This is a genomic window from Sulfurovum aggregans (genome assembly GCF_055385215.1).
In genome coordinates this window covers 1,428,188-1,450,399 of sequence record NZ_AP042387.1, presented here as the reverse complement: position 1 = coordinate 1,450,399, position 22,212 = coordinate 1,428,188, and the positions used below count along the sequence as shown (strand labels likewise).

24 protein-coding genes are annotated in these 22,212 nt (G+C 40.7%); 7 read left to right on the top strand and 17 right to left on the bottom strand.

What is annotated here, in order from left to right:
* Positions 1 to 34 precede the first annotated feature (34 nt).
* The 4 genes from rfbB to rfbA are packed head-to-tail and all read right to left on the bottom strand — an operon-like array spanning position 35 to position 3,456.
* Positions 35 to 1,096, bottom strand: a complete 1,062-nt coding sequence (gene rfbB / locus ACZ48W_RS07370; RefSeq protein ID WP_464827708.1) for a dTDP-glucose 4,6-dehydratase — start codon at positions 1,094 to 1,096, stop codon at positions 35 to 37.
* Positions 1,096 to 2,004 carry a dTDP-4-dehydrorhamnose reductase gene (rfbD, locus tag ACZ48W_RS07365; protein ID WP_464827707.1) on the bottom strand — a complete coding sequence of 303 codons (909 nt, stop codon included), beginning with the start codon at positions 2,002 to 2,004 and terminating at the stop codon, positions 1,096 to 1,098. Before rfbD ends, rfbB begins: the two co-directional genes overlap by 1 nt.
* The gene (gene rfbC, locus ACZ48W_RS07360) at positions 1,997 to 2,569 is read right to left on the bottom strand and encodes a dTDP-4-dehydrorhamnose 3,5-epimerase (RefSeq protein ID WP_464827706.1); all 573 of its coding nucleotides are present in this window, start codon (positions 2,567 to 2,569) and stop codon (positions 1,997 to 1,999) included. The genes rfbD and rfbC overlap by 8 nt, the downstream gene beginning before the upstream one ends.
* The gene (rfbA, locus tag ACZ48W_RS07355; protein WP_464827705.1) at positions 2,566 to 3,456 is read right to left on the bottom strand and encodes a glucose-1-phosphate thymidylyltransferase RfbA; all 891 of its coding nucleotides are present in this window, start codon (positions 3,454 to 3,456) and stop codon (positions 2,566 to 2,568) included. Before rfbA ends, rfbC begins: the two co-directional genes overlap by 4 nt.
* Positions 3,457 to 3,825: 369 nt before the next feature.
* On the opposite strand from rfbA, the gene ACZ48W_RS07350 reads away from it, so the two are divergent.
* The 5 genes from ACZ48W_RS07350 (at position 3,826) to ACZ48W_RS07330 (ending at position 9,634) form a co-directional block, all read left to right on the top strand.
* Complete coding sequence (locus ACZ48W_RS07350; RefSeq protein ID WP_464827704.1) at positions 3,826 to 4,641, top strand: peptidylprolyl isomerase; 816 nt, start codon at positions 3,826 to 3,828, stop codon at positions 4,639 to 4,641.
* A 27-nt stretch (positions 4,642 to 4,668) separates the two neighbouring features.
* Positions 4,669 to 5,235: a dCTP deaminase gene (gene dcd, locus ACZ48W_RS07345; RefSeq protein WP_464827703.1), complete on the top strand. Its 567-nt coding sequence runs from the start codon at positions 4,669 to 4,671 to the stop codon at positions 5,233 to 5,235.
* 196 nt (positions 5,236 to 5,431) lie between these two features.
* Entirely contained in the window at positions 5,432 to 7,630 is a 2,199-nt protein-coding gene (gene topA, locus ACZ48W_RS07340) for a type I DNA topoisomerase (RefSeq protein WP_464827702.1), read from the top strand.
* A gap of 11 nt (positions 7,631 to 7,641) precedes the next feature.
* Positions 7,642 to 8,490: a biotin synthase gene (locus ACZ48W_RS07335; RefSeq protein WP_464827701.1), complete on the top strand. Its 849-nt coding sequence runs from the start codon at positions 7,642 to 7,644 to the stop codon at positions 8,488 to 8,490.
* Positions 8,477 to 9,634 (top strand): cation:proton antiporter, encoded by a 1,158-nt coding sequence (locus tag ACZ48W_RS07330; RefSeq protein ID WP_464827700.1) that lies wholly within the window; start codon positions 8,477 to 8,479, stop codon positions 9,632 to 9,634. Before ACZ48W_RS07335 ends, ACZ48W_RS07330 begins: the two co-directional genes overlap by 14 nt.
* On the opposite strand, the gene ACZ48W_RS07325 is transcribed toward ACZ48W_RS07330, so the two are convergent.
* The 5 genes from ACZ48W_RS07325 to recA form a co-directional block, all read right to left on the bottom strand.
* Positions 9,631 to 10,254, bottom strand: a complete 624-nt coding sequence (locus ACZ48W_RS07325; RefSeq protein ID WP_464827699.1) for a hypothetical protein — start codon at positions 10,252 to 10,254, stop codon at positions 9,631 to 9,633. The genes ACZ48W_RS07330 and ACZ48W_RS07325 overlap by 4 nt on opposite strands.
* 4 nt (positions 10,255 to 10,258) lie before the next feature.
* A complete protein-coding gene (locus tag ACZ48W_RS07320; RefSeq protein WP_464827698.1) occupies positions 10,259 to 10,510 on the bottom strand; it encodes a hypothetical protein in 252 nt (83 codons plus the stop codon).
* 22 nt (positions 10,511 to 10,532) lie between these two features.
* Entirely contained in the window at positions 10,533 to 11,807 is a 1,275-nt protein-coding gene (gene eno, locus ACZ48W_RS07315) for a phosphopyruvate hydratase (protein ID WP_464827697.1), read from the bottom strand.
* A gap of 170 nt (positions 11,808 to 11,977) precedes the next feature.
* Positions 11,978 to 13,048 carry a hypothetical protein gene (locus ACZ48W_RS07310; RefSeq protein WP_464827696.1) on the bottom strand — a complete coding sequence of 357 codons (1,071 nt, stop codon included), beginning with the start codon at positions 13,046 to 13,048 and terminating at the stop codon, positions 11,978 to 11,980.
* A gap of 142 nt (positions 13,049 to 13,190) precedes the next feature.
* Complete coding sequence (gene recA, locus ACZ48W_RS07305; protein WP_464830480.1) at positions 13,191 to 14,228, bottom strand: recombinase RecA; 1,038 nt, start codon at positions 14,226 to 14,228, stop codon at positions 13,191 to 13,193.
* A gap of 156 nt (positions 14,229 to 14,384) precedes the next feature.
* On the opposite strand from recA, the gene ACZ48W_RS07300 reads away from it, so the two are divergent.
* Together ACZ48W_RS07300 and ACZ48W_RS07295 are read left to right on the top strand one after the other, a co-directional pair.
* Positions 14,385 to 15,251, top strand: coding sequence for a menaquinone biosynthesis family protein (locus ACZ48W_RS07300; protein ID WP_464827695.1), 867 nt, complete (start codon positions 14,385 to 14,387; stop codon positions 15,249 to 15,251).
* 202 nt (positions 15,252 to 15,453) lie between these two features.
* Positions 15,454 to 16,230, top strand: a complete 777-nt coding sequence (locus ACZ48W_RS07295) for a UDP-N-acetylmuramate dehydrogenase (protein WP_464827694.1) — start codon at positions 15,454 to 15,456, stop codon at positions 16,228 to 16,230.
* Positions 16,231 to 16,250: 20 nt separating this feature from the next.
* Here ACZ48W_RS07295 and ACZ48W_RS07290 read toward each other — a convergent pair whose 3' ends face one another.
* From ACZ48W_RS07290 to ACZ48W_RS07255, 8 genes are all read right to left on the bottom strand, one after another.
* Positions 16,251 to 16,775: an Lcl C-terminal domain-containing protein gene (locus ACZ48W_RS07290; protein ID WP_464827693.1), complete on the bottom strand. Its 525-nt coding sequence runs from the start codon at positions 16,773 to 16,775 to the stop codon at positions 16,251 to 16,253.
* An 86-nt stretch (positions 16,776 to 16,861) separates the two neighbouring features.
* Entirely contained in the window at positions 16,862 to 17,455 is a 594-nt protein-coding gene (locus ACZ48W_RS07285) for a L,D-transpeptidase family protein (protein WP_464827692.1), read from the bottom strand.
* A 6-nt stretch (positions 17,456 to 17,461) separates the two neighbouring features.
* On the bottom strand, positions 17,462 to 17,848 hold the full coding sequence (locus ACZ48W_RS07280) for a hypothetical protein (RefSeq protein WP_464827691.1): 387 nt from the start codon (positions 17,846 to 17,848) through the stop codon (positions 17,462 to 17,464).
* A gap of 13 nt (positions 17,849 to 17,861) precedes the next feature.
* A complete protein-coding gene (locus ACZ48W_RS07275) occupies positions 17,862 to 18,440 on the bottom strand; it encodes a L,D-transpeptidase family protein (RefSeq protein WP_464827690.1) in 579 nt (192 codons plus the stop codon).
* Between the two features lie 278 nt (positions 18,441 to 18,718).
* A complete protein-coding gene (locus ACZ48W_RS07270; RefSeq protein WP_464827689.1) occupies positions 18,719 to 20,038 on the bottom strand; it encodes an IS1380 family transposase in 1,320 nt (439 codons plus the stop codon).
* A 172-nt stretch (positions 20,039 to 20,210) separates the two neighbouring features.
* Positions 20,211 to 20,726 carry a thiol peroxidase gene (gene tpx, locus ACZ48W_RS07265; RefSeq protein WP_464827688.1) on the bottom strand — a complete coding sequence of 172 codons (516 nt, stop codon included), beginning with the start codon at positions 20,724 to 20,726 and terminating at the stop codon, positions 20,211 to 20,213.
* Between the two features lie 480 nt (positions 20,727 to 21,206).
* A complete protein-coding gene (locus ACZ48W_RS07260; protein WP_464827687.1) occupies positions 21,207 to 21,611 on the bottom strand; it encodes a hypothetical protein in 405 nt (134 codons plus the stop codon).
* Positions 21,611 to 22,003, bottom strand: a complete 393-nt coding sequence (locus ACZ48W_RS07255; RefSeq protein ID WP_464827686.1) for a DUF6858 family protein — start codon at positions 22,001 to 22,003, stop codon at positions 21,611 to 21,613. Before ACZ48W_RS07255 ends, ACZ48W_RS07260 begins: the two co-directional genes overlap by 1 nt.
* Positions 22,004 to 22,212: the final 209 nt, after the last annotated feature.

Sequence of the window (22,212 nt, the reverse complement as noted above, 5' to 3'; positions counted from 1 at the left end):
CAATTCAAGCTTTGGTATATAGGTTTTTGTTACATTAATCAAGATATTTCTCCAAATACCAATCAACTGTTTTCACAATCCCACTCTCGAAATTCTCATCTGCTTTCCAGCCAAGCTCATTTTCTATCTTGCTTGCATCGATAGCATAGCGTCTGTCATGCCCAGCCCTATCAGTTACAAAAGTTATAAGACTTTTGTAGCTATCCAATTTTGAATTTTGAATTATTAATTTTAAATTACTCTGTGGTGGGACTTTTTCATCCAGTATCTCGCAGATACGGTTTACGATCTGCAAGTTAGTGCGTTCGTTTCTTCCGCCTATATTGTAAACATTCCCCTCTTTCCCTGTATGGTACACAAGGTCAATACCTTTACAGTGGTCAAGTACATAGAGCCAGTCACGGATGTTCTTGCCATCTCCGTAAATAGGAATAGATTCACCCGCTAAAGCTTTTCTGATGATGGTCGGAATAAGTTTTTCATCATGCTGTTTCGGACCGTAGTTGTTGGAGCAGTTTGTAATGACCGTATTGAGCCCGTACGTTTCCCGGTAGGACCTTACGATCATATCACTGGAAGCTTTTGATGCTGAGTATGGGGAATTCGGTGCATAGGGTGTCTCTTCGGTAAACAAACCTGTATCACCCAGTGTACCGTAAACCTCATCTGTGGAAATATGATGAAAACGACATCCTTCATACTTTTCTTTGTATCTGAAAGGTTTTTCCATCCAGTATTTACAGGCTACATCTATAAGCGTAAAGGTACCGTTAACATTCGTTTCTATGAATACTCCCGGATTTTTAATGGAGTTGTCCACATGAGATTCTGCTGCAAAGTGGATGACACCCTGAATATCGTACTCATTAAAAATGAATTCAACCAATTCCCGGTTACAGATATTGCCTCTGATGAATTTATATCTTGGATTATTTTCACACTCTTTTAAATTTTCAAGTTCACCGGCATAAGTCAGAAGATCAAGATTAACAATATTATGATTTTTATATTTATTTAAAAAGTACGGTACAAAGTTTGAACCTATAAAACCGGCACATCCTGTAAGCAGAATAGTTTTATCTCTATTTTCAAACATTATTTTCTTTCTCCCATCTTTTCCAAACATTCCTTTAAACTGTCACGCCAATACGGTATAGTGATATTATACTCTTTTTTGATCTTGGACTTATTAAGCAGAGAATAGCTCGGTCTTGCTGCAGGTGTCGGATACTCCACTGTTTCTATCGGGGTTACTTCACATTGGATTCCTGATATCTCAAAGATCGCTTTGGCAAAATCATACCAGGAACAAGCACCTTCGTTACTATAATAATAAACCATTACAGAATTTTGAGTGTTGCACCCCAAGGGCATTTCCTGACGGGGCAATTTTGAGTGTTGAATGATATGGATTATGGCTTGAGCCAAATCTCTGGCATAAGTCGGTGTGCCGATCTGGTCAAAGATCACACCAAGTTCATCTCGCTCTTTTCCAAGTCGAAGCATCGTTTTGACGAAATTGTTTCCAAAAGATGAGTAGACCCAAGAAGTACGGATGATAATGGCGTTGTCCGGATTGACAGAGACCAAAGCCTCTTCTCCCGCAAATTTACTTGCCCCATAAATGCTTTGTGGATGGGTTGGATCATCTTCAACATAAGGTTTGAAATTTTTACCGTCAAAGACATAATCCGTTGAGATATGGATCAGCTTTATATCTTTTGATTTGGCTATGCGTGCCAGTACTTCTACAGCTTTATGGTTTATGGCATATGCCGTTTCTTCATCATCCTCAGCATTATCAACGGCAGTGTATGCTGCACAGTTAATGATCACATCAAAATCTTTGTCTTTGAAATACTCAATAATACTATCTTTTGAACTTAGATCCAAAGTCTCTTTGTCTGTAAAAATAAAGGTATCTTTGTTTTGTGCTTTTGCCAGTACCTGCAATTCACTTCCAAGCTGGCCATTGGCACCGGTTACCAATATCTTCTTAGGCATAGAGATCTACCTTGAAGTCAAAGTGTTCTGCCTCATTGAAAGCAGGCTGTCTGGTATCTTTGTCGGAAAGCTTTAACTCGGAGGGATCCATTTGCCAATCTATATTTAATGCAGCATCATCAAATGCCATACCACGATCATTTTCAGGACTGTAATAGTTATCGACTTTATAGGCAAATATCGTATCATCTTCAAGCACGACAAACCCATGCGCAAAACCTCTGGGAACAAATACCTGACGTTTGTTCTCCCCGCTCAGTTCCACGGTGACATGTTGTCCAAACGTGGGGCTACCCTGTCGGATATCAACAGCAACATCCAGTACTCTGCCCCTGATTACCCGTACCAGTTTGGTCTGGGCAGCCGGATGCAGTTGATAATGCAGACCACGCAGAACACCACGGCTCGACTTGGATTCGTTATCCTGACAAAAATTCACCTTAAAGCCAAGAAATTCCTCTAGTTTGTCCTGTCGGAATGTCTCTATAAAGTATCCTCGTTCATCACCATGCACTGTTGGCTCAATAATGACCACATCAGGAATCTCTGTTCTTATAAAATTCATCTTTTGACAATTCCCTCTTCTGCACGGCGTAAAAGATACTGGCCATACTGGTTTTTATTAAGTGGCTGTGCCAGGGCAATAAGCTGTTCTTTGCTGATATACCCCATCTCAAAAGCGATCTCTTCTATACATGCTATTTTAAGTCCCTGACGATTTTCAATAGTCTGGATAAAATTTGAAGCTTCCAGCAGACTTTCATGTGTACCTGTATCCAGCCATGCATAGCCGCGCCCCATCAGTTCCACTTTGAGTTCTTTCGCTGCCAGGTAGGTCTGATTGACTGTTGTGATCTCCAGTTCACCCCGTGCAGACGGTTTTACATTTTTAGCAATCTCCACCACAGAGTTCGGATAGAAATAGAGACCTACCACTGCATAATTGCTTTCAGGCTTCTCAGGCTTCTCTTCTATACTGATGACAGTACCCTCACTATCAAAAGCGGCAACCCCGTACCGTTCCGGGTCTTTGACGTAATAGCCGAATACCGTTGCTTTATTCTCTTCAACAACCCGGCTGACAGACTTTTCAAGCAGTTTTGTAAGCCCCTGTCCATAGAAGATATTGTCTCCCAGGATCAAACAAACATCATCATCACCGATGAATGTTTCTCCCAGAATAAATGCCTGGGCAAGTCCATCCGGGGAAGGCTGGACTTTATAGCTGAACTTCATTCCTATTTCCGAACCATCACCCAGAAGTTCCTCAAAACGGGGAAGATCCTGCGGTGTAGAGATGATCAGTACTTCCGTAATACCGGAGAGCATCAATACAGACAGGGGATAATAGATCATTGGTTTATCGTAAATAGGGGCAAGCTGCTTACTGATACCTCTCGTAATAGGATAAAGACGCGTACCGCTTCCTCCTGCCAAAATAATACCCTTCATTTTCCTCTCCGTTCTCTTTCTGTGATACTTGTATGTTGTCCGATATTATAGCCAAAAACCCTTATCCTCCTTATCTCACTCTGTCTCTCGAACCGGAGATGCAGGACCTCCTTCAGATTCTTTCCTCCTTATGCCTGTATCGTTCTTTTTGATACATTTATACAGATCTTCCCAGACCCATCGATCCGAAAGACTTTTCTATCGATAATTCTGCCCTTTTTTTATTTTAGAATATCCGGATACTGATCGAAGGAGATAAAATATTTTAAAATACTTAAATCAAAAAACTTTATTCTGCATAATTGATATCCTAATCTTTACCCGATTATGTTATAATTTTTTAAATTTATCATATTCTGGAACATATTCATGAAAAAACTGATTCTACTTGGATTTATTACACTTACAGCACTGCTTCATGCAAAAATGGTTGACGGTATCGCCCTCATTGTTGAGGGAGAAGCTGTCACTACCGCGGAAATTCGTGCGGTACAGACACAGGCACGGGTCTCAAAAGAGGAAGCCATCAATCTGCTTATTCAGGACAGACTCCAAAAAGCTGCTATGAAGAACATCCTTGTTTCAGAAGATGAAATAGATGCAAAAATATCCCAGATAGCGGCACAGAACCATATCTCTGTACCCAAAATGCAAAAAATCCTGAAACAGCAGGGAACTTCCTGGACAAAATACCGTTCTACCATCAGAAATGCTATGAAAAAAGAAAAATTCTATAGAGAAAAGGTAGTAGCTACCATCCCTGCCCCAAGCGAAGATGAACTAAAAATATTTTACAGAAATCATAAAAAAGAGTTTACCGTTCCTTCCACTATCCGTGTAGTCGAGTATTCGGCTGCCTCACAGAAAGCCATAGAAAAATTCCTTCGTACAAAAAGTACTAAAGGGATCAAAATCCGCTCTGTCACCAAGAAAACAAAGAAGATGAACCCTTCACTTCTCTCTATGCTGCTGCAAACAAAAAATGGTGCATATACCCGTCCTCTGAATACCGGTAACGGCTATATCGTCTATAAAGTAAAGTCAAAAAAAGGGCGTATCAGTATGCCTTTTGAATCTGCAAAAAGAGCTGTAGCCGCAAGATGGAGACAGGAGCAGCAGGGAAAAGCACTTAAAGACTATTTTTCAAAAATGAGAACGAACGCTGACGTTCAGATACTCAGATAATACAATTTTAAAGAATCAAGGAAAATTATGGGACTAAAGTCTGATAAATGGATACGTGAAAAATCAACAAAAGAAGAGATGATCACCCCTTTTTGCGAAGGGCTTGTGGGTGAAGGTGTAGTGAGCTACGGGCTAAGTTCCTACGGGTATGACATTCGTGTCTCTGATGAATTCAAGATCTTTACGAACATCAATGCGGAAGTGGTCGACCCAAAAGATTTCAACCAGAACAATGTAGTGGATTTCAAAGGTGACGTATGTATCGTTCCTCCCAACTCTTTTGCACTTGCGAGAACCATAGAGTACTTTAAAATGCCCAGTGACACCCTGGCTATCTGTTTAGGCAAAAGTACCTATGCACGTTGCGGTATCATTGTCAATGTCACTCCGTTCGAACCGGGTTTCGAAGGGCATATCACCATAGAGATATCCAATACTACACCCCTGCCGGCAAAGATCTATGCCAATGAGGGTATTGCCCAGGTACTCTTTTTACAGGGTGATGAGCAGTGTGAAACAACCTATTCGGACAGGAAGGGCAAGTATCAGAGTCAAACAGGGATCACTCTGCCTCGGATTCTAAAAGAAAAATAATACACGCTGTTGCATGAACCTACTGCTGAAGAGGTCTCAGCAACAGTGTAGTTACCCGAACTTTATTCCCGTAGCATATCGTGTCACTTAATCTACTTTCTTCTCTCTTTCCCTGCCTAAAACAAAATAAACTTATATTCTTTTACTCTCTTTTGTGCTACAATGCCAAAAATTCCTTATATAAAGTAAGTCATTAATGAAAAACCTAATCATAGTCGAATCACCGGCAAAAGCACGTACCATTACCAATTTCCTGGGAAAGGGATACAAAGTCATTGCATCCAAAGGACATATACGTGACCTCCCAAAAAGTACCTTTGGTATCACTATAGACGAAGAAACTGGGGACCTTGTACCCAAATACTCTATTCCCAGAGATGCCAACCCTACCGTCAAAGAGTTGAAAAAACTGGCCAAAGAAGCTGAAACCATCTTTATCGCAACCGATGAGGACCGTGAAGGAGAAGCCATCGGTTACCATATTGCCAAGGCTATAGGGAAAGAACCCACAGAGCTTCCCCGTATTGTCTTTCATGAGATCACCAAATCCGCTATCCAGCATGCACTTGAGACACCGCGCAAGATAGACATGGACAGTGTGGATGCACAGCAGACAAGAAGACTGTTGGACCGTATAGTCGGTTACAAACTCTCTCCTTTGCTTGCCAGCAAGATACAAAAAGGCTTAAGTGCAGGTAGAGTGCAGAGTTCTACACTAAAAATAGTCGTAGACAGAGAACGCGAGATCAAAGCTTTTAAACCGGAAGAATACTGGACGATAGATGCACTTTTCCAAAAGAATATCGATGCTTCCATCTATGACTATAATGGACTCAAAATAGACAAACTTACTATCAGGACTGAAGCGGATGCAACAGAGATAGTCACTTCTGCAAAATCTGAATCTTTCAGCGTTTCATCTATAGAAAAAACCAAGAGGAAGACCAAAACACCACCACCCTTTATGACTTCCACTCTGCAGCAGGCTGCCTCTACCCAACTGGGATTTTCTCCCAAGAAAACCATGATGGTCGCACAAAAACTGTATGAAGGTGTTAAAACAGATAAAGGCACGATGGGGGTCATCACCTATATGAGGACCGACTCGCTCAACCTTGCCAAAGAGGCTGTAAATGCTGCACGTAACTACATCAAAGCCACCTATGGAGACAAATACCTTCCGTCCAAAGCGAAGAACTATGCAACGAAATCAAAAGGGGCACAAGAAGCACACGAGGCTATCCGTCCTACTATGGTAGAGTTTGATACTAAAATGGCTGCGGATTATCTCTCGGTAGATGAGTTGAAACTCTACAGACTCATTTACAACCGTTTCCTGGCATGCCAAATGACAGAAGCACAGCTTGAATCACAAAGTATCCTTTTCAAAGGTGATAAATGTACCTTTAAAGCAAGCGGGAGAAAACTCCTTTTTGACGGTTTTTATAAAGTGGCCGGATATAGTGAAAAAGACAAACTTTTACCAGAATTGGAAAAAGGTCAGGCTGTAAGCCTTGATGATATCAAGCAGGAGCAGCACTTTACCGAACCACCAGCCAGATACAATGAAGCAAGTCTCATTAAAAAACTGGAATCCCTGGGTATCGGCCGTCCAAGTACCTATGCCCCTACCGTGACCATATTGCAGACACGTAAATATATCGAGATAGAAAAAAAACGTATCCATCCTACTGAAATTGCTTTTACCGTCATAGAGATGCTGGAGAAGCACTTTCCTGAGATCGTTGACAGCAGTTTTACTGCAAATATGGAAGAGACCCTGGATGAAGTGGCAGAGGGCAAAACAGATTGGCAGACCATTCTTAAAGAGTTCTATACACCTTTTATGCAAAAAGTCGAAGAGGGGAAAAAGAACATTAAAAGCCTGAAGGTTGCCATCCCTACAGGAGAGAACTGCCCAAAATGCGGCTCAGAGCTCCTTTTACGGAAAGGACGTTACGGTGAATTCATTGCCTGCAGTAATTTCCCTAAATGCAAATATACCAAAAATACGGATGGTACAGAAGTAGAACAGCCTGAAGAGACTGATGAAAAATGTGAGAAATGTGGTTCACCTATGGTCATTAAGAATTCCAAAAGAGGAAAATTCCTTGCCTGTTCCGCCTATCCGAAATGTAAGAATGCCAAATCGCTTACACCTCCGAAAGAACTTGCCGTTCCTTGTCCTGAATGCGGAGGAAAACTTCAGGAAAGAGAAGGTCGAAGAGGAAAATTCTTTGGCTGCGAGAACTACCCTAAATGTAAATTCATTGCCAATTTCGAACCGGTAGAGAAGAAATGCCCGGAGTGTGACTATACCATGGGCAGGAAAACCGTACGCGGCAAAGAGATATATGAGTGCTTTAAATGCAAATATAAAGAAGAAGTGAAATAAAGAGTCCCCCCATGAAACAAATATTTTTATGTGCCATCAACAATATACTCAGCGGTACCTGTCAGGAAGACTGTAAGTTCTGTACACAGAGTGTGAGATACCATGCCGATATAGAACGCTATAACTATAAGAGCATTGAACAGATCGTCGATGAAGCAAGATCGGCAAAAGAGAATGGAGCCCTGGGCTACTGTCTTGTAACGGCAGGAAAAGGGCTTGATGACAAAAAAGTTGACTTTGTTGCCCGTGCGGCACAAGCGGTCAAAGCGGAAGTAGAGGGGCTGAACCTCATTGCCTGTAACGGAACAGCAGACAAAGAGCAGCTTGCCTACCTGAAAAAGCATGGCATAGACAGCTACAACCATAACCTGGAAACTTCAGAACGGTATTATACAGATATTTGTCAGACACATGCATGGAGCGAACGGTATAATACTTGCGAAAATGTAAAATCTGTAGGCCTGGCACTCTGCAGCGGAGGTATTTTCGGTATGGGAGAATCACGGGAAGACAGAGATGCACTTCTCCAGGCTATTGCTTCATTACAGCCGGCATCCACTCCTCTCAATTTTTACCACCCGAACCCTGCCCTGCCCATCAAAACACGCAATATAACCATGGATGAGGCACTGTATATTATCCGTAAGGCACGTTCCCTACTGGGTGAAGAGAACATGCTCATGGTTGCCGGAGGCAGAGAACTTCTTTTTAGCGGAAAGGAGAAGCAAATGTTTGAAGCAGGAGCCAATGCCATTGTGATAGGAGACTATCTGACCACTTCCGGCCTGGAACCTAAAAAAGACCGGATCATGTTGGAAAAGTTAGGCTATGAGGTAGCTACCAGCTGTGATACCCACTGATATTACACAGATCCTTACCCTCTCTCTATTGATCTGGGGGACTCCTTTTGTTGCAAAAATGCTTCGTATCCCTACACCTCCCGTAGAGATCATCCTTGGTTCTGTCTTTGCCTATATCGGTTTCATCGGGGATAACCAATATTTTGATCTTATTGCTGAAGTAGGCTTTCTGTATCTTATGTTTCTGGCAGGGATGGAAGTTGACCTGAAAAAGATCACAAAAAGTCCAAAGATAGTCATTCAAAAATCCATGTTCTTCCTGGCTCTTATGTTTTTCTTCTCTATTTCATCAGGGCTGATGTTCCATCTTAATACGATCACTATTATCTCTATGCCTCTTATCTCCATCGGCTTGCTCGCCTCATTATCCAAAACATACGGTAAAACACAATCATGGATACACCTGGCATTTATCGCAGGTGTATTGGGAGAGATCATCAGTATTGCTGTACTTACCATCTTTGATGCTGCCAGTACAACCGGTGTCAATCTTGCACTGATAACAAAAATCGGATACCTTGTTCTTTTTATGGCCTCAGTCTATCTGCTCTACAGGTTGCTGCATCTTCTGTTCTGGTGGTTTCCGGAATTCAAAAATACCCTTGTTCCGAAATTCGATACTTCTGACCAGGATATACGTCTTGCCATAGCACTATTTTTCATTTTAATCGCAGTCATGCTCTCTTTGGAACTCGAAGTTGCCTTGGGTGCATTTATCGCCGGTATGGGCATTTCCGCATTTTTCCATCATGAAAAGAAACTGGAAGAGAAAATGTCAAGTCTTGGCTTTGGATTTTTAGTACCGCTGTTTTTTATTCATGTCGGGGCATCATTAGATCTTGGATCTCTTGCTGTAAAAGGGGTGGTTTCAGGAGCGCTGCTCATTACTTTTCTAATGATCTTGTCACGAATATTGGCGGCTGTAGTCCTGAAGGGCATCAGCGGATCAAGAGATGCACTGCTTATTGCACTCTCCCTCTCTATGCCGCTGACACTTCTTGTAGCCGTTGCTACTATTGGATATGAAACGAAGCTATTGGATCTTTTGAGTTATTATCAACTTATTTTGGCAAGTATTTTTGAGATCCTGATCTCAATGATCAGTATTAAATTACTGCAGCATACCCGGAGGAAAGAGAATTAATCTTCTCTATCCACCTCAGCTACGGCTTCTTCATATGCTTTATCGGCTGCTTTTGCAGCTTCGATCGCTTCACGGGAAAGATCAATATCAGCAGCAGTACTTTCTGCCACTTCTTCTTTTTTCGGAGAAAGCTTTTGTTTTTCTGCTGCTTGCTCAACTTCGCGTCTTGCCTGTTCTTCTTTTAATTGGACCAATGCTTCTTCTTCACGTTTTTTCTTCTCAGCTCTCTGCGCTTCATATTTTTCAACTTCTCGTTTTTCCGCTGCCAGTCTCTCTGCTTCTGCTTTTTTGATCTTTTCCAACTTTTCTTTTTCTTTTTTCACTCTTTGTGCTTCGATCTCAGCTTGTTCTTTCTTGATCTTCCGAAGCTTTTCCTCTTCTGTGACTGTTTGTTCTACCGCTTCATTTTTTTCTGCTATATCACTGTCAGTATCCTCTTGAAGCTCTTCAGCTTTTTCTTCTTGCAGTTCTTTTGCTTCGGCAATCTTTCTTAGTTCGGAAAGTAGTACATTTTGATCCTGATCGATCTTTTTAAGATTTGTGTTCAGATCGAAAGGATTATCCGATGCATTTGCACCTGTAAATACCAATACCATTGCTGCCCATATATATCGCTTCATTTCTCTACTCCTTAGGTTCTAATTGTTTTAATTCGAAATACTCTTTTTGAAGTTTTTGATTCTCAGCTTTCAATGCTTTCTCTTCCTTCTTCAAACTTTGTTTTTTCTCTTTTAAGTGATTTAAAACTGTCAACGAGTTCTCGCCATAAATCAAAATGCCTACATAGATACCAAAAAGTAAAATACCTATTGCTGTCACCAAAAGTGCTTTGAGTGACAACCCGGCGATCATCTCTACTTTTTGTGTATTTTCCAAATGCACTCTCCGTCCGTATTACCTATTTTGCAAAAAGCGATGCACCCAGATACTCAAACTGCCCAAGTTCTGCTTCGATCTCAAGAAGTCGGTTGTATTTGGCGATTCTGTCACTTCTCGCTGTAGAACCTGTTTTGATCTCACCTGTATTAAGCGCTACGGCAAAATCGGCGATGAAAGTATCTTCACTCTCTCCGGAACGGTGGCTCATCACACAAGTATACCCACTTCTTTGTGCAAGTCTTACCGTTTGCATTGTTTCAGATACCGTCCCGATCTGATTCGGTTTGATCAAAATAGAATTGGCAATATTTTTTTCTATCCCTTCAGCAAGTATAGCTACATTGGTTACGAACAGATCATCACCCACAAGTTGTACTTTATCTCCCAGTACTTCCGTAAGTTCTTTCCATCCGTTCCAGTCATCTTCACTGAGCCCGTCTTCAATAGAAACGATAGGATATTTGTCACACATATCTGCATAATATGCGATAAGTTCGGAACTTGTGATTTCTCTGTTTTCAGACTTCAGTACGTATTTACCTTCCTCATTGATCAATTCACTCGCCGCAACATCAAGTGCGATAGCGATCTCTTCACCAGGCTTATACCCTGCTTTTTCAATCGCTTTGATAATGACCTGAATAGGCTCTTCGTTACTTTTAAGATTTGGAGCGAACCCGCCTTCATCACCAACTGCTGTACTCTCTCCCATTTCATCGATGATCTTTTTAAGTGTATGATAGACCTCAGCAGATGCTCTCAGCCCTTCTGAAAATCTGTCAAAACCTACCGGCATGACCATATATTCCTGAAAGTCCACAGAGTTGTTCGCATGTTCACCGCCGTTAATAATATTAAGCATTGGTACCGGCATGACAACCGCATTTGCCCCGCCAAGGTAGCGGTAAAGAGGCATACCCATACTTTTGGCAGCTGCACGTGCCACTGCCATAGAAACACCAAGTACAGCATTCGCACCTAAGTTGCCATAGTTTTCAGTACCATCAAGCTCTTTCATTGTAAGATCGATCTCAGCCTGATTAAACGGGCTGAGTCCTACAAGTGCATCATAGATAGGCCCGTTTACATTTTCACAGGCCTGTCTTACCCCTTTACCCATATATCTGTCACCACCGTCACGAAGTTCCAATGCTTCCCGTTTACCCGTACTTGCGCCACTCGGTACAATGGCACTTTCAACTGTACCGTCACTTAAACTTACTGTTGCACGGACCGTAGGATTCCCCCGGCTGTCCATAACTTCTGTTGCTACAATCTCATCGATAAAAATCATCTGTTTCCTTTATATATCCGATATTTTACATTTATCTATTATTTTATCGAAATTTACCCTATACTTAAATGAGTGTGCTTTCGGTCATTTGTATCGTCAGGAACAGACATCATGATTTCTGATATATCCTGAGTATGCCAAAATCTTTTTCCTAAGGGGAATCAAACCCTTTATTCCCCTTTGCTATAGGGGCTAAGATCCTGACCGAAATAGAAATCAATGAGGAAGCGTAAAGTATAATTCGGTTCATAGCCATACTTCTTTTGGAAACTCACACCGGGGCTGATCTCATAAAAGATCCATTTTCGCCAAATACTCTCTCTCCAGCTGAAGGATGTGGTATAGTTATTGATCCCGCTATACTTCTTTGTTTCCCCTCCTTCGGCAGTATATGTATATTCTGTATTTCCCAGAAATGATTGGGAGAATCTGCATCCTGTATTTTTTTTCGGGCGCCAGTAGTATTGCAGGGCAAGCCCGTATTCCAGCCCTTCTGTTCCTGCATTGCTTTTTTGGTGGGCCTGTATCCTGAAAAGAGAAAGTTCCTGAAGTTTTTTATCAAAATATACAGTGGTCCCTTCCCCGAATTCATTTTCACCCGAATACGTAAAGAACTGTATAGGTTCTATTAACCATTCATTGACACTGAACTGCAGATTGTACCTGGCACTGACAAAAGGATCAAGACCGCTGAATCCAAGTGAATATCTGGAATGTATACCATACTTTTCCGGTACAAAATAATGGATACCTATATCAGGAGCGGAATCTTCTTCATCTCTATTATCATGCAGGATATCTTTGGCATTATCGAGGGTAAGATCTTCTATGAATATCTTAAAATTTTTCCTGCTTCTGCTGAGGGGGAGCTGGGCACTGATCCTCAAGTTCATATCACCAGGTCCTTTGGACTGCAGCTTATTATCCAGCCAAAAACGGACAAAAACACTCTCTGTCTCATCAAGAAATTTCTCATTCTTAAAAAATGCATCTATAGAATTTATTTCACTGTCTGCACTGCCCGATCTATTTCCATCCGCCCTTGTTTCTTCATTATTTTCAGGATTCCCTATCCAACTGCTGATCACCGTATCGATCTTTCCGGACCATTCAATAACTTTCTGGGAAACAGCCTCATGTGTTTTATCAATAGCACCAGTCTCTTGTTTTGCGGGCATCGTACTGCCGGCATCAAGAAAAGACAACAGCAACACCGGGATTAAAATACTTTTTATAAACATTTTTTCTTCCTCTGCAATATACAATTGTACAGTTTACTTTGTATTATTATATATTTTTTAAGGATCAGATTGCTTTAAAAGGGACTTCGAAGATCTGCATGATCATTTGCATCGGTCTTCATCTTTTGCAGACAGTAAAGGTCTAATCTTCGTTCATCTCACTTTCATCTACGGTAAGGGCCTCTCCAAATCCCAGAGCATCTTTGATTTTGCCTTCTATCTCTGCTTTGAGTTCAGGGTTTTCTTTAATGGTAAGTTTGGCATTTTCTTTACCCTGCCCCAATTTTTCCGCACCATAACTGAACCAGGCACCCGATTTGTCTATAATATCCATCTTTACACCATAATCCACAAGTTCTCCCTCATAAGAGATACCTTCACCAAACATAATGTCAAATTCTGCCTGCCTGAATGGTGGTGCCACTTTATTCTTGACCACTTTGGCTTTTACCCGGTTCCCTATCTGTGATTCACCCTGTTTCAGTGTCGCTATACGACGCACATCGATACGAACAGAACAGTAAAACTTCAATGCATTCCCACCTGTGGTTGTCTCAGGAGAACCATATCCCATCGTACCGATCTTCATACGGATCTGATTGATGAAGATCACCGTTGTGTTTGTTTTGTGTAAAATGGCTGTGAGTTTACGAAGTGCCTGTGACATAAGTCTCGCCTGAAGCCCTACATGGGTATCTCCCATATCACCCTCTATCTCACTTTTAGGTGTCAGTGCAGCTACAGAATCGACTACGATCAGGTCAACTGCACCTGAACGGGTAAGTGTTTCAAGCACATCCAGTGCCTGTTCACCAAAATCCGGTTGAGAAACAAGAAGGTTATCTGTATCTACCCCTAAGTTTTTAGCATACACAACATCTAATGCATGCTCAGCATCAATAAATGCACAAACCATATTTTCTTTTTGTGCAGAAGCGATCGTCTGCAAAGCAAGTGTTGTTTTACCCGAAGACTCTGGTCCATACACTTCTATGATACGCCCCTGAGGAATACCGCCGATCCCCAGTGCCATATCCAGTCCAAGGGATCCTGTTGAGATAGCAGCAATAGGTTCAAATTCCTTATCTCCTAATCTCATTAACGTTCCTTTTCCAAACGTTTTATCGATCTGTTTAATTGCCATATCCAAAGCTTTTTGCTTGTTTGCATCCATTGCCATAGTCATCCTTCGATCCTTAATGTGAAATTCTAACACCATTTTAATAGGTTTCTCGTGAGAGGTGCAAAAATATGTCAAATTGACATATTTTTTATAAAATTTCTTTTTTTGGACGCTTATGATAAAATACATTTACTATATCACAAGTGAGAAATAATGCCAAGAACCATTCAATTAGCCCATTCACCCGATGCAGACGATATCTTTATGTACTATGCCATTAAATTCGGTTGGATTGATACCAAAGATTACGAATTTGAAAACATCGGGTTAGACATAGAGACCCTTAATGTTGAAGCCCTTAAAGGGACGTATGATGTAAGTGCTATCAGCTTTGGAATGTACCCGCTTATCAAAGAAGAGTATGCTCTGCTTCGTACTGCTGTCAGTTTTGGGGAGGGCTATGGTCCAAAACTCATACGCCGTAAAGATAAAAAACTCAAACGTAATTTCAAAGTGGCACTCTCAGGAAAATATACCACCAATGCCATGCTGTTTAGAATCTATTATCCCCAAGCACGACCTGTCTATATGGATTTTTTAGAGATCGAAGAAGCAGTCGTCAGCGGAAAAGTAGATGCTGGTGTACTTATCCATGAGTCAATCTTGGATTTTGATGAAAGTTTGGAAGTTGAAAAAGAAGTATGGGATATATGGGTTGAACTTGCAGGAGAAGGACTGCCTCTTCCTCTTGGCGGTATGGCTATCAGAAGAAGCTTGCCACTAAACCGTGCCATTGAGATAGAAAATATTCTTATAGATGGCGTAAAAGTGGCTAACGATAAAAAAGAAGAGCTCTGTAGTAAACTTGAAGCAGACAATCTTGTCCGCATCTCTGATGAAATGCTTAAGAAATATCTTGATATGTATGCTTCAGATGAGTCCGTTGAACTCTCAAAGCTACAACTCAAAGCACTTGATACACTGTATGAGATAGGGTTTGAACATGGACTGTGGGATACACCTATCAAAACAGAGGATTATCTTATTCCCAGAGAATACAGTGAACTTCGTTCAAAGTAGGAAGTAGGAAGTAGGAAGTAGGAAGTAGGAAGTAGGAAGTAGGAAGTAGGAAGTAGGAAGTAGGAAGTAGGAATGATTATAAAAAAGTACATCAAAAAAACCTTAAATAATAAAAGTTTTTTGCCAAAGCAAAAAACATACCTGCATTCCTTATTCCTCACTCCTCACTCCTCACTTGATCTTAGTGTACACGGAGGACTCCATGTACACTAAGATCATTGATTTCTCCAAATACTCAAGTATCAAAGTAGGACAGCCTACCGAAGTCCTTATGATAGAAAAAGGTGATACCATACCTACGGACAGATATCTCATTGGAGGGGCAAACAATCTTTTAGTCTCACCAACTCCCCCTCCCCTTATGATGTTAAGTAAAGATTTTGCAACGATAGAACAAAAGAATGGCCTGCTTATCATCGGTGCTGCGATGCCTACAGGTCGCATCGTCTCTTATGCTAAAAAACATAATATCTCCGGCTTTGAGTTTTGTTCCAAGCTTCCAGGCACACTGGGTGGCATACTTGCTATGAATGCCGGAGTCAAAACCTATGAGATATTTAATATCTTGCATAGCGTAGAGATAAATGGTCAATGGATCGCAAAAGAAAATATCAGATATGGATATCGTTTTGCCAAACTCAATGGAACAGCTACAGCTGCCAAATTCAGTATTAGAGAAGGATTTGAGCAGGCTCTGCTGGATGAACTTCTAAGTTTGCGTTCCAATCAACCCCTTGAACCAAGTGCTGGTTCTGCATTTAAAAATCCAGAGGGTGACTATGCAGGTCGACTCATCGAAGCTGTAGGATTAAAAGGCATGAGAAAAGGTGATATGCAATGGAGTGATGTCCATGCCAACTTCCTGGTTAATCTGGGAGACGGCACTTTTGAGGAAGCCAAATACCTTATTGATCTGGCGAAAGAGAAAATCTTTAAAAAATTCAATATAGAGTTGCAGGAGGAGATAAAACTCCTCTGAACTCCAATATCAACAGGCAATTATTTTACGATCTTAGGTCCTGTTTCCGTATCACCTTCATGCAGGCAGCGTACACATCGAATATAATTGGATCTTTTTGTTTTATGCTCATAACGATAGGCATCAGCCGGATAGATCACATAATATTTTCCTTTTGATGCCGGTGTGGATGTCCAAAAATCCCGACCTCTGAAATAGGTAAATACTTGGCCGGGTTTTCTATGTACATTCATTAATTCATCTGCTGTAGGCAATCTCCAGTCTGCATATCCTGCATACTCTAATCTTCGGCAGTAATTCTCTGCATGTTTCCATTTTCCTGCCTTGCCTACAGAATGTTCCTGCTTGTAGGCTCCATCTTCCGCATCTGTATATGCCTGATCCTGCCACATCAGCTTTGCATCTGCTTCAATATATACCTTGTCTGCCTTGCACGGCTTCGCAGGAATATCTGCCACCATTGGTAAATTTGAGTTCACATTTCCCCCTGCCATTAACAGTGTTGCCGACAAGAGTACCCATGCTGTTAGAACCAGTTTTTTCATCTTTTTCTCCTTCAAAGTCCAATATTATTCAATATGATAATATAACCTTTATCAAATTCAGCTAAAAGTTAGGAGATTATTTTAAATTATGCATGAATCTCTATTTTTACGCCTTTTTTAACTGCTCTCCAAAGTTTATCCATTGCAAGATTTGGCACAGCCATACATCCTTCTGTCCAGTCATGGGAAAGAGTATAATTGTCACCACGCCCGTCTGCATTCCACTTGGGTTGTCCATGGATAGTGATATACCCTCCCGGATTAACACCTCTGGCTCTGGCTCTGGCTTTATCTGCTTCATTCGGATAAGAGATCATGAGAGATTTGTAGAGTCTTGGATCACATTTCTTTCTTACGATACAATAACTTCCCTCAGGCGTTCTGTAATCGCCTGCCTGTACTTTATTTCCTTTATCTCCGTTCTTACCCAATGAGATACGGAACTCTTCTATAACCTTACCTTTTTTATAGGCATACATTTTTCTTTTGGATTTATATACTACGATCTTGTCTATTTCGTTTCCACGATCGATCTCTGCACCGATGGATAACTCTTTGATACACTCTTTGGTCTCATACGGTGATTTATCTGCTTTGCCATAGGAAACAGACTGTTCTACACATCCGTTTAGGAGAAATCCCAATGTCAGGATCCCTGATACTGTTGCTGTTAATTTCATTCTATTTTATCCCCAATCTTCATTTTGATGTTTCGATCTGTGTTTGTCTTTTTTATAGGAAGTACCGTTTTTCAATTTTTGAAGACGATTCAGGTTGCTCATCTCTGCTTCACGCATATCAGCAAAGTCTTCATCCGTAAAATCTTCTGTTAAACATGTTGCTCGATAAAGTCTATCTATGTAGGCTTTCAACTGCTGATGATATTCCGAATCAAGCTGTACTTCAACTTTTGCATCAAACTTTTTTTTGAGTTGCCCAAATTTTACCACAAAACTTTGAGAAGATACATTTTCATCCCGAAACATACGAAAAAGATTTTTACTGATCTTCTCCAGTTCCGTAATATATTTTTGACGGTTGAACTTATCTATCTGTTTTTGCGTATATGCCAATACCGGGTTTCCTTTATCGTATGATGATCGGTACACCTTCGCGTACAGCATACCATAACTGTTTCATAGCACTGTTCGTTACAGCCACACAGCCTTCTGTCCAATTCTGGGAGAGAGTATAACTGTCACCTCTTCCATCTGCATTCCAGGTAGGCTGTGCATGGATCGTAATATCCCCTCCGGGGTTGACCCCTTTTTCAGCCGCTCTCTTTTTATCTTCCGGACGGGGGTAGGATATACAGAGCGAACGGTAATATTTTGGAGAACAAAGCTTGCGATGGATCCAAAATTTTCCCTCCGGCGTTTTATGATCCCCTTTTTGCACCTTGGTACCTACAGGATCTTTTCCTAGTGAAACAGGGATCGTACTTTGTATTTTATTGTCTTTGTACAGATACATTTTACGCTCCTTCTTTTCAACAATGATAAGATCTATGCTTTCACCCTCTACATAGTCTTCCGCTTCAAGAAGTTCTTTTTTGCATTCATCCAGTGTATATCTGTTCCCTTTCACTTCAGGGTTTCCGCAACCGGTAAACAATATAAGAAAAAAAGTGGTAAAGAATAAAATAATTCTATGATACATAAACATAACGGGATTGTAACAAAAATGGAGGAAAAGGTAAAGTCATACGAAAAACCCAAATCCCGAAATAGAAAATTCATTTCATAAAAATTGAGAGACTATAACCCGTTTTTGTCTCCGAACTGTAAAAAAGTGTGCTTAAAAGAGCTCTTTGTATCCCTATGTCAACAAAGTGGTGCGTCAAATACTCTTTTTAAAGCCATTTTCCTGATTTTTTGACATAGCTATCCTGTCACTTTGTCTGAAGAAGAAATGATAAAGGGAATGCCGCAGTGGTGAAGTTGCTACTCTAAACTGAGCAAATAGCATTGATGCCGTATGTGATTGAGGATATCCACAAACGCTTCATTGACTTTAAGCACGATTTGGCGAGCATGATGGACTACTTTACCTGCAATATGATACAGTTTATAGCGAATGGTTTGAATGGTGTGTTTTTGCCAGCTGACATGTAATATACGTTTAAAGAGTATGAACAGGTTGTATGCCAATGTACCGATATGAAAGTAGAGCGCATTGGCTTGAAAGTCTGAAGTTGGCAGGTACTTCAGATTGAACCCGTTTTTCAGTTCTTTGATTCGGTTTTCACTGGTATCACCCCGTTGTCGGTAAAAGCGTACAATCTCTTCAGCTGTTTTCTCCAAGTCATTGGTGGCAATCACACTGTAACGTTCAGAAGCGAGTGCCAGCTTCTCTTCCTGGCTTAGAAACGCCTCCATGCCATGCAGCAATGGGGTGGTGGTTTTTTTAATCACAATCATACGAAAGGCATGATCGGTATTCTGCATCGTGTGGTAAAATTCTGCTACCTCTTCTTTGAGATGATGTGCGGTACCTTTTATTGTTCTAAGGGGTTCCCAGGAATCAATTGTTTCAATGTTTGTCAGTACACTCCTGTCAAGATGCCCGCCTACCACATAGATGATATTACGATTATTGCAATAATTGAACAGTGATGACTGATACGAAGCGCTATCGGCTCTCAGATAGGAGAGTTTTCGATGTTTGGGAAGTTGTGCTTCACACTGTTTGACGAATGCAAGATTATGATCAGCAGGTGCTACATTACCGGCTCTAAACTCCTGATGAATCACATAGCCGCCATTAAGATGCCCAATGATGGGAGTAAATCCCGGGAACATTTTATAGGTGGTAAACGCAATAGATTTATGGCTTTCTATCACGGTTGCATCAATATCAAGCACCAAAGGTTCATCTATTCTGCGAAGATAGCGTTGTAGCAAGGTACGGTTGAGTTTTTCCATCCCCGACATCTTGACTTTGCCGGAGCGTTTGAGCCATTTGCCGATACTGTCTGCTGTGGGAATATGCTTTATCCCAAGTAGTTCTTGGAGTGCGTGATCGGACTGAAGGGTGCGGATATCCTCCAGATATCTGCCTCCACTGTGTAACATTAGAACAAGTGAATGGATAAAGGTATAAGGATCGTAGCCTCGGTTACTTTTAGGTAAAGGAAGATATCGGTTGCATAACCGATCAAGCTTGATTGCTTTTAAAAACTCTCCAAAGACTGCCTCTCCTGCTCTGGGTGTCAGTCTCTCTTCGGTGCTCTCTACAGTGAAATTTAAAACACTTTGTGCCATACTTTTATCCTCCTGGAAAAAGCTCACCCATTGGGTGAAAGCGTTGAGTGGGCTTTTTCTCTGGCTTTCTTCGTATTTTACGGCATCTTCACTTATTCTTTTGTTTTTCTATTTCGGGATTTGGGAAAAAGGGGAAAGAGGTTTAAAGCCCTGAAGGGCTTTAAACTGATGATTATACCGCAGCTTTGGCAGCAGCAATAGCCTCAGCATAGTCAGGTTCAGCAGTAATTTCCGGGACAAGTTGCTTATAGGCTACTTTTCCGTCTTTACCGATAACAAAGATAGCTCTAGCAGTTACACCCGCTAAAGGACCATCAGCAAGAAGCATACCATATGCATTTGCAAAATCTTTGTTTCTGAAGTCTGAACATACTTTCAAGTTGTCAATACCTGCAGTTGAACAAAACTTTGCTGCTGCAAATGGAAGGTCCATAGATACTGTGATTACTTCAACACCATCGATAGCTGCTGCTTCTGTATTGAACTTTCTAGTTTCTGCATCACATACCGGTGTATCCAATGAAGGTACTACTACTACCATTTGTACTTTACCTTCTCCGCCGATTTTTTCATCTTGGAGCATTGGGTTACAATTTACTACTGTTACTTCCGGAGCTGTATCACCTACATTGATCTCTGTTCCTGCCAGGTTACATACTGTGTCGTTTTTAAATGTTACTGTTGCCATTTAATATCCTTTAAATAATTTTGATACACGTATTATGACCTAAATCGGATAAAAATAGTCTTAATTGATTTTTTTTAACTGTTTTATCTTATTTTGGATACGTTCCAACACCCTGTTAAACACTGCACCCACATCACTTTTGTAGTCATTTTGTACCTTATGGTAACACTTGAAACCTTTTTTGATCAATTCCATGAAAATAACAAAATCTCTTATTTTGACTATCCGTGTAGAAAACTGTTTAAGCTGTGGGCATTGCACCGCTGTGCAAGACAAAGAATGTTTAGCTGTTTAGCCAATCAAACCCTGCTGGGGTCATTGGTTTTATGAACGAAACGCAGTATAGAGAATGAAAGCTGTGACCCTACATCTTAGCTGTTAACAAGAAGCACTTTGACATGAAAGATATATGATATGGGTTACTTTCATCACCTGAATCCTAAAGTTTTAAAATTTGATAAAGGAAAACCGAAACTATTTTCACTCTTTGATCTCTTTCTCTATACGTTTCAGCACTCTCTTGAATGCTGCATTCTCATCATTTTTAAAATCACTTTGTACTTTGTAGTAACATGTAAAGCCTTTTTTGATCTCTACACGCACATACCCGTTAAAATCTCCACCGGTACTTTTAACAACAGGATTGTTGCACGTACCCACATGATATCTGATCAATTCAGCACGATATTCACAGGCAGTATCATCTTTCAGTCCAAAATGTTTTTCCAGTAGGTTTTTATCTTTCTTGTCAAGAACTATATAGTGGAGACATTTAGGAGGAGGCATATTGTTTTCATTACAAAAGCCGGAATAGGTAGGGAAATCCTCTTGGCATCCGACAAGAAGAAGCCAAAAGAAAGAAGTGAGGAGTTTAAGTATTTGCATTATACGTTTGCAATACCTTTAGTCCATTTTTCCATCGCAGCATTTGCATCGGGATTTGGTGCTTCTAAAAAGCTGATCACAAAACTTTCAGCCAACTCAGCCACCCCGATTGCTCTAGGTCTTACTGCCAGTACTTCCGGTTTTGGCAATACTTTTCCAAAACAACAGATAATATTTTTTGCATCTTTGATATTTTCTGAAACTTCACCTACTTCAAGATTTTTAGTATGTGTATAATGGTCAAATTCACCAATGTATGTAGCAACAGGATGTGCTTCTATTTGTGACTTAAGATATGCCAGTATCTCATCTATATTTCTGTATGTTGTCTCATTTTTAGCTATCTCAATGGTAAATACCGGATATTTTTCCATAACTGTAATCTGTTTCATTCTTTTCCTTCGTATAATCTATTTATCAACCAAATCGATAAAATAAGGTTGAGTTCAATAAAGACTCATAGTTTTCACAAAAGCTAACAGTAAACAAGTTTTTTTCCTTTTTGGACTTTGGTACCAGCACATAAAACGTCTTGTGTTAGCTTTATAAAATCATCTATAGGATGCTAAGGAGGAGTGTAAGAACTTCTACCTTGTATAAC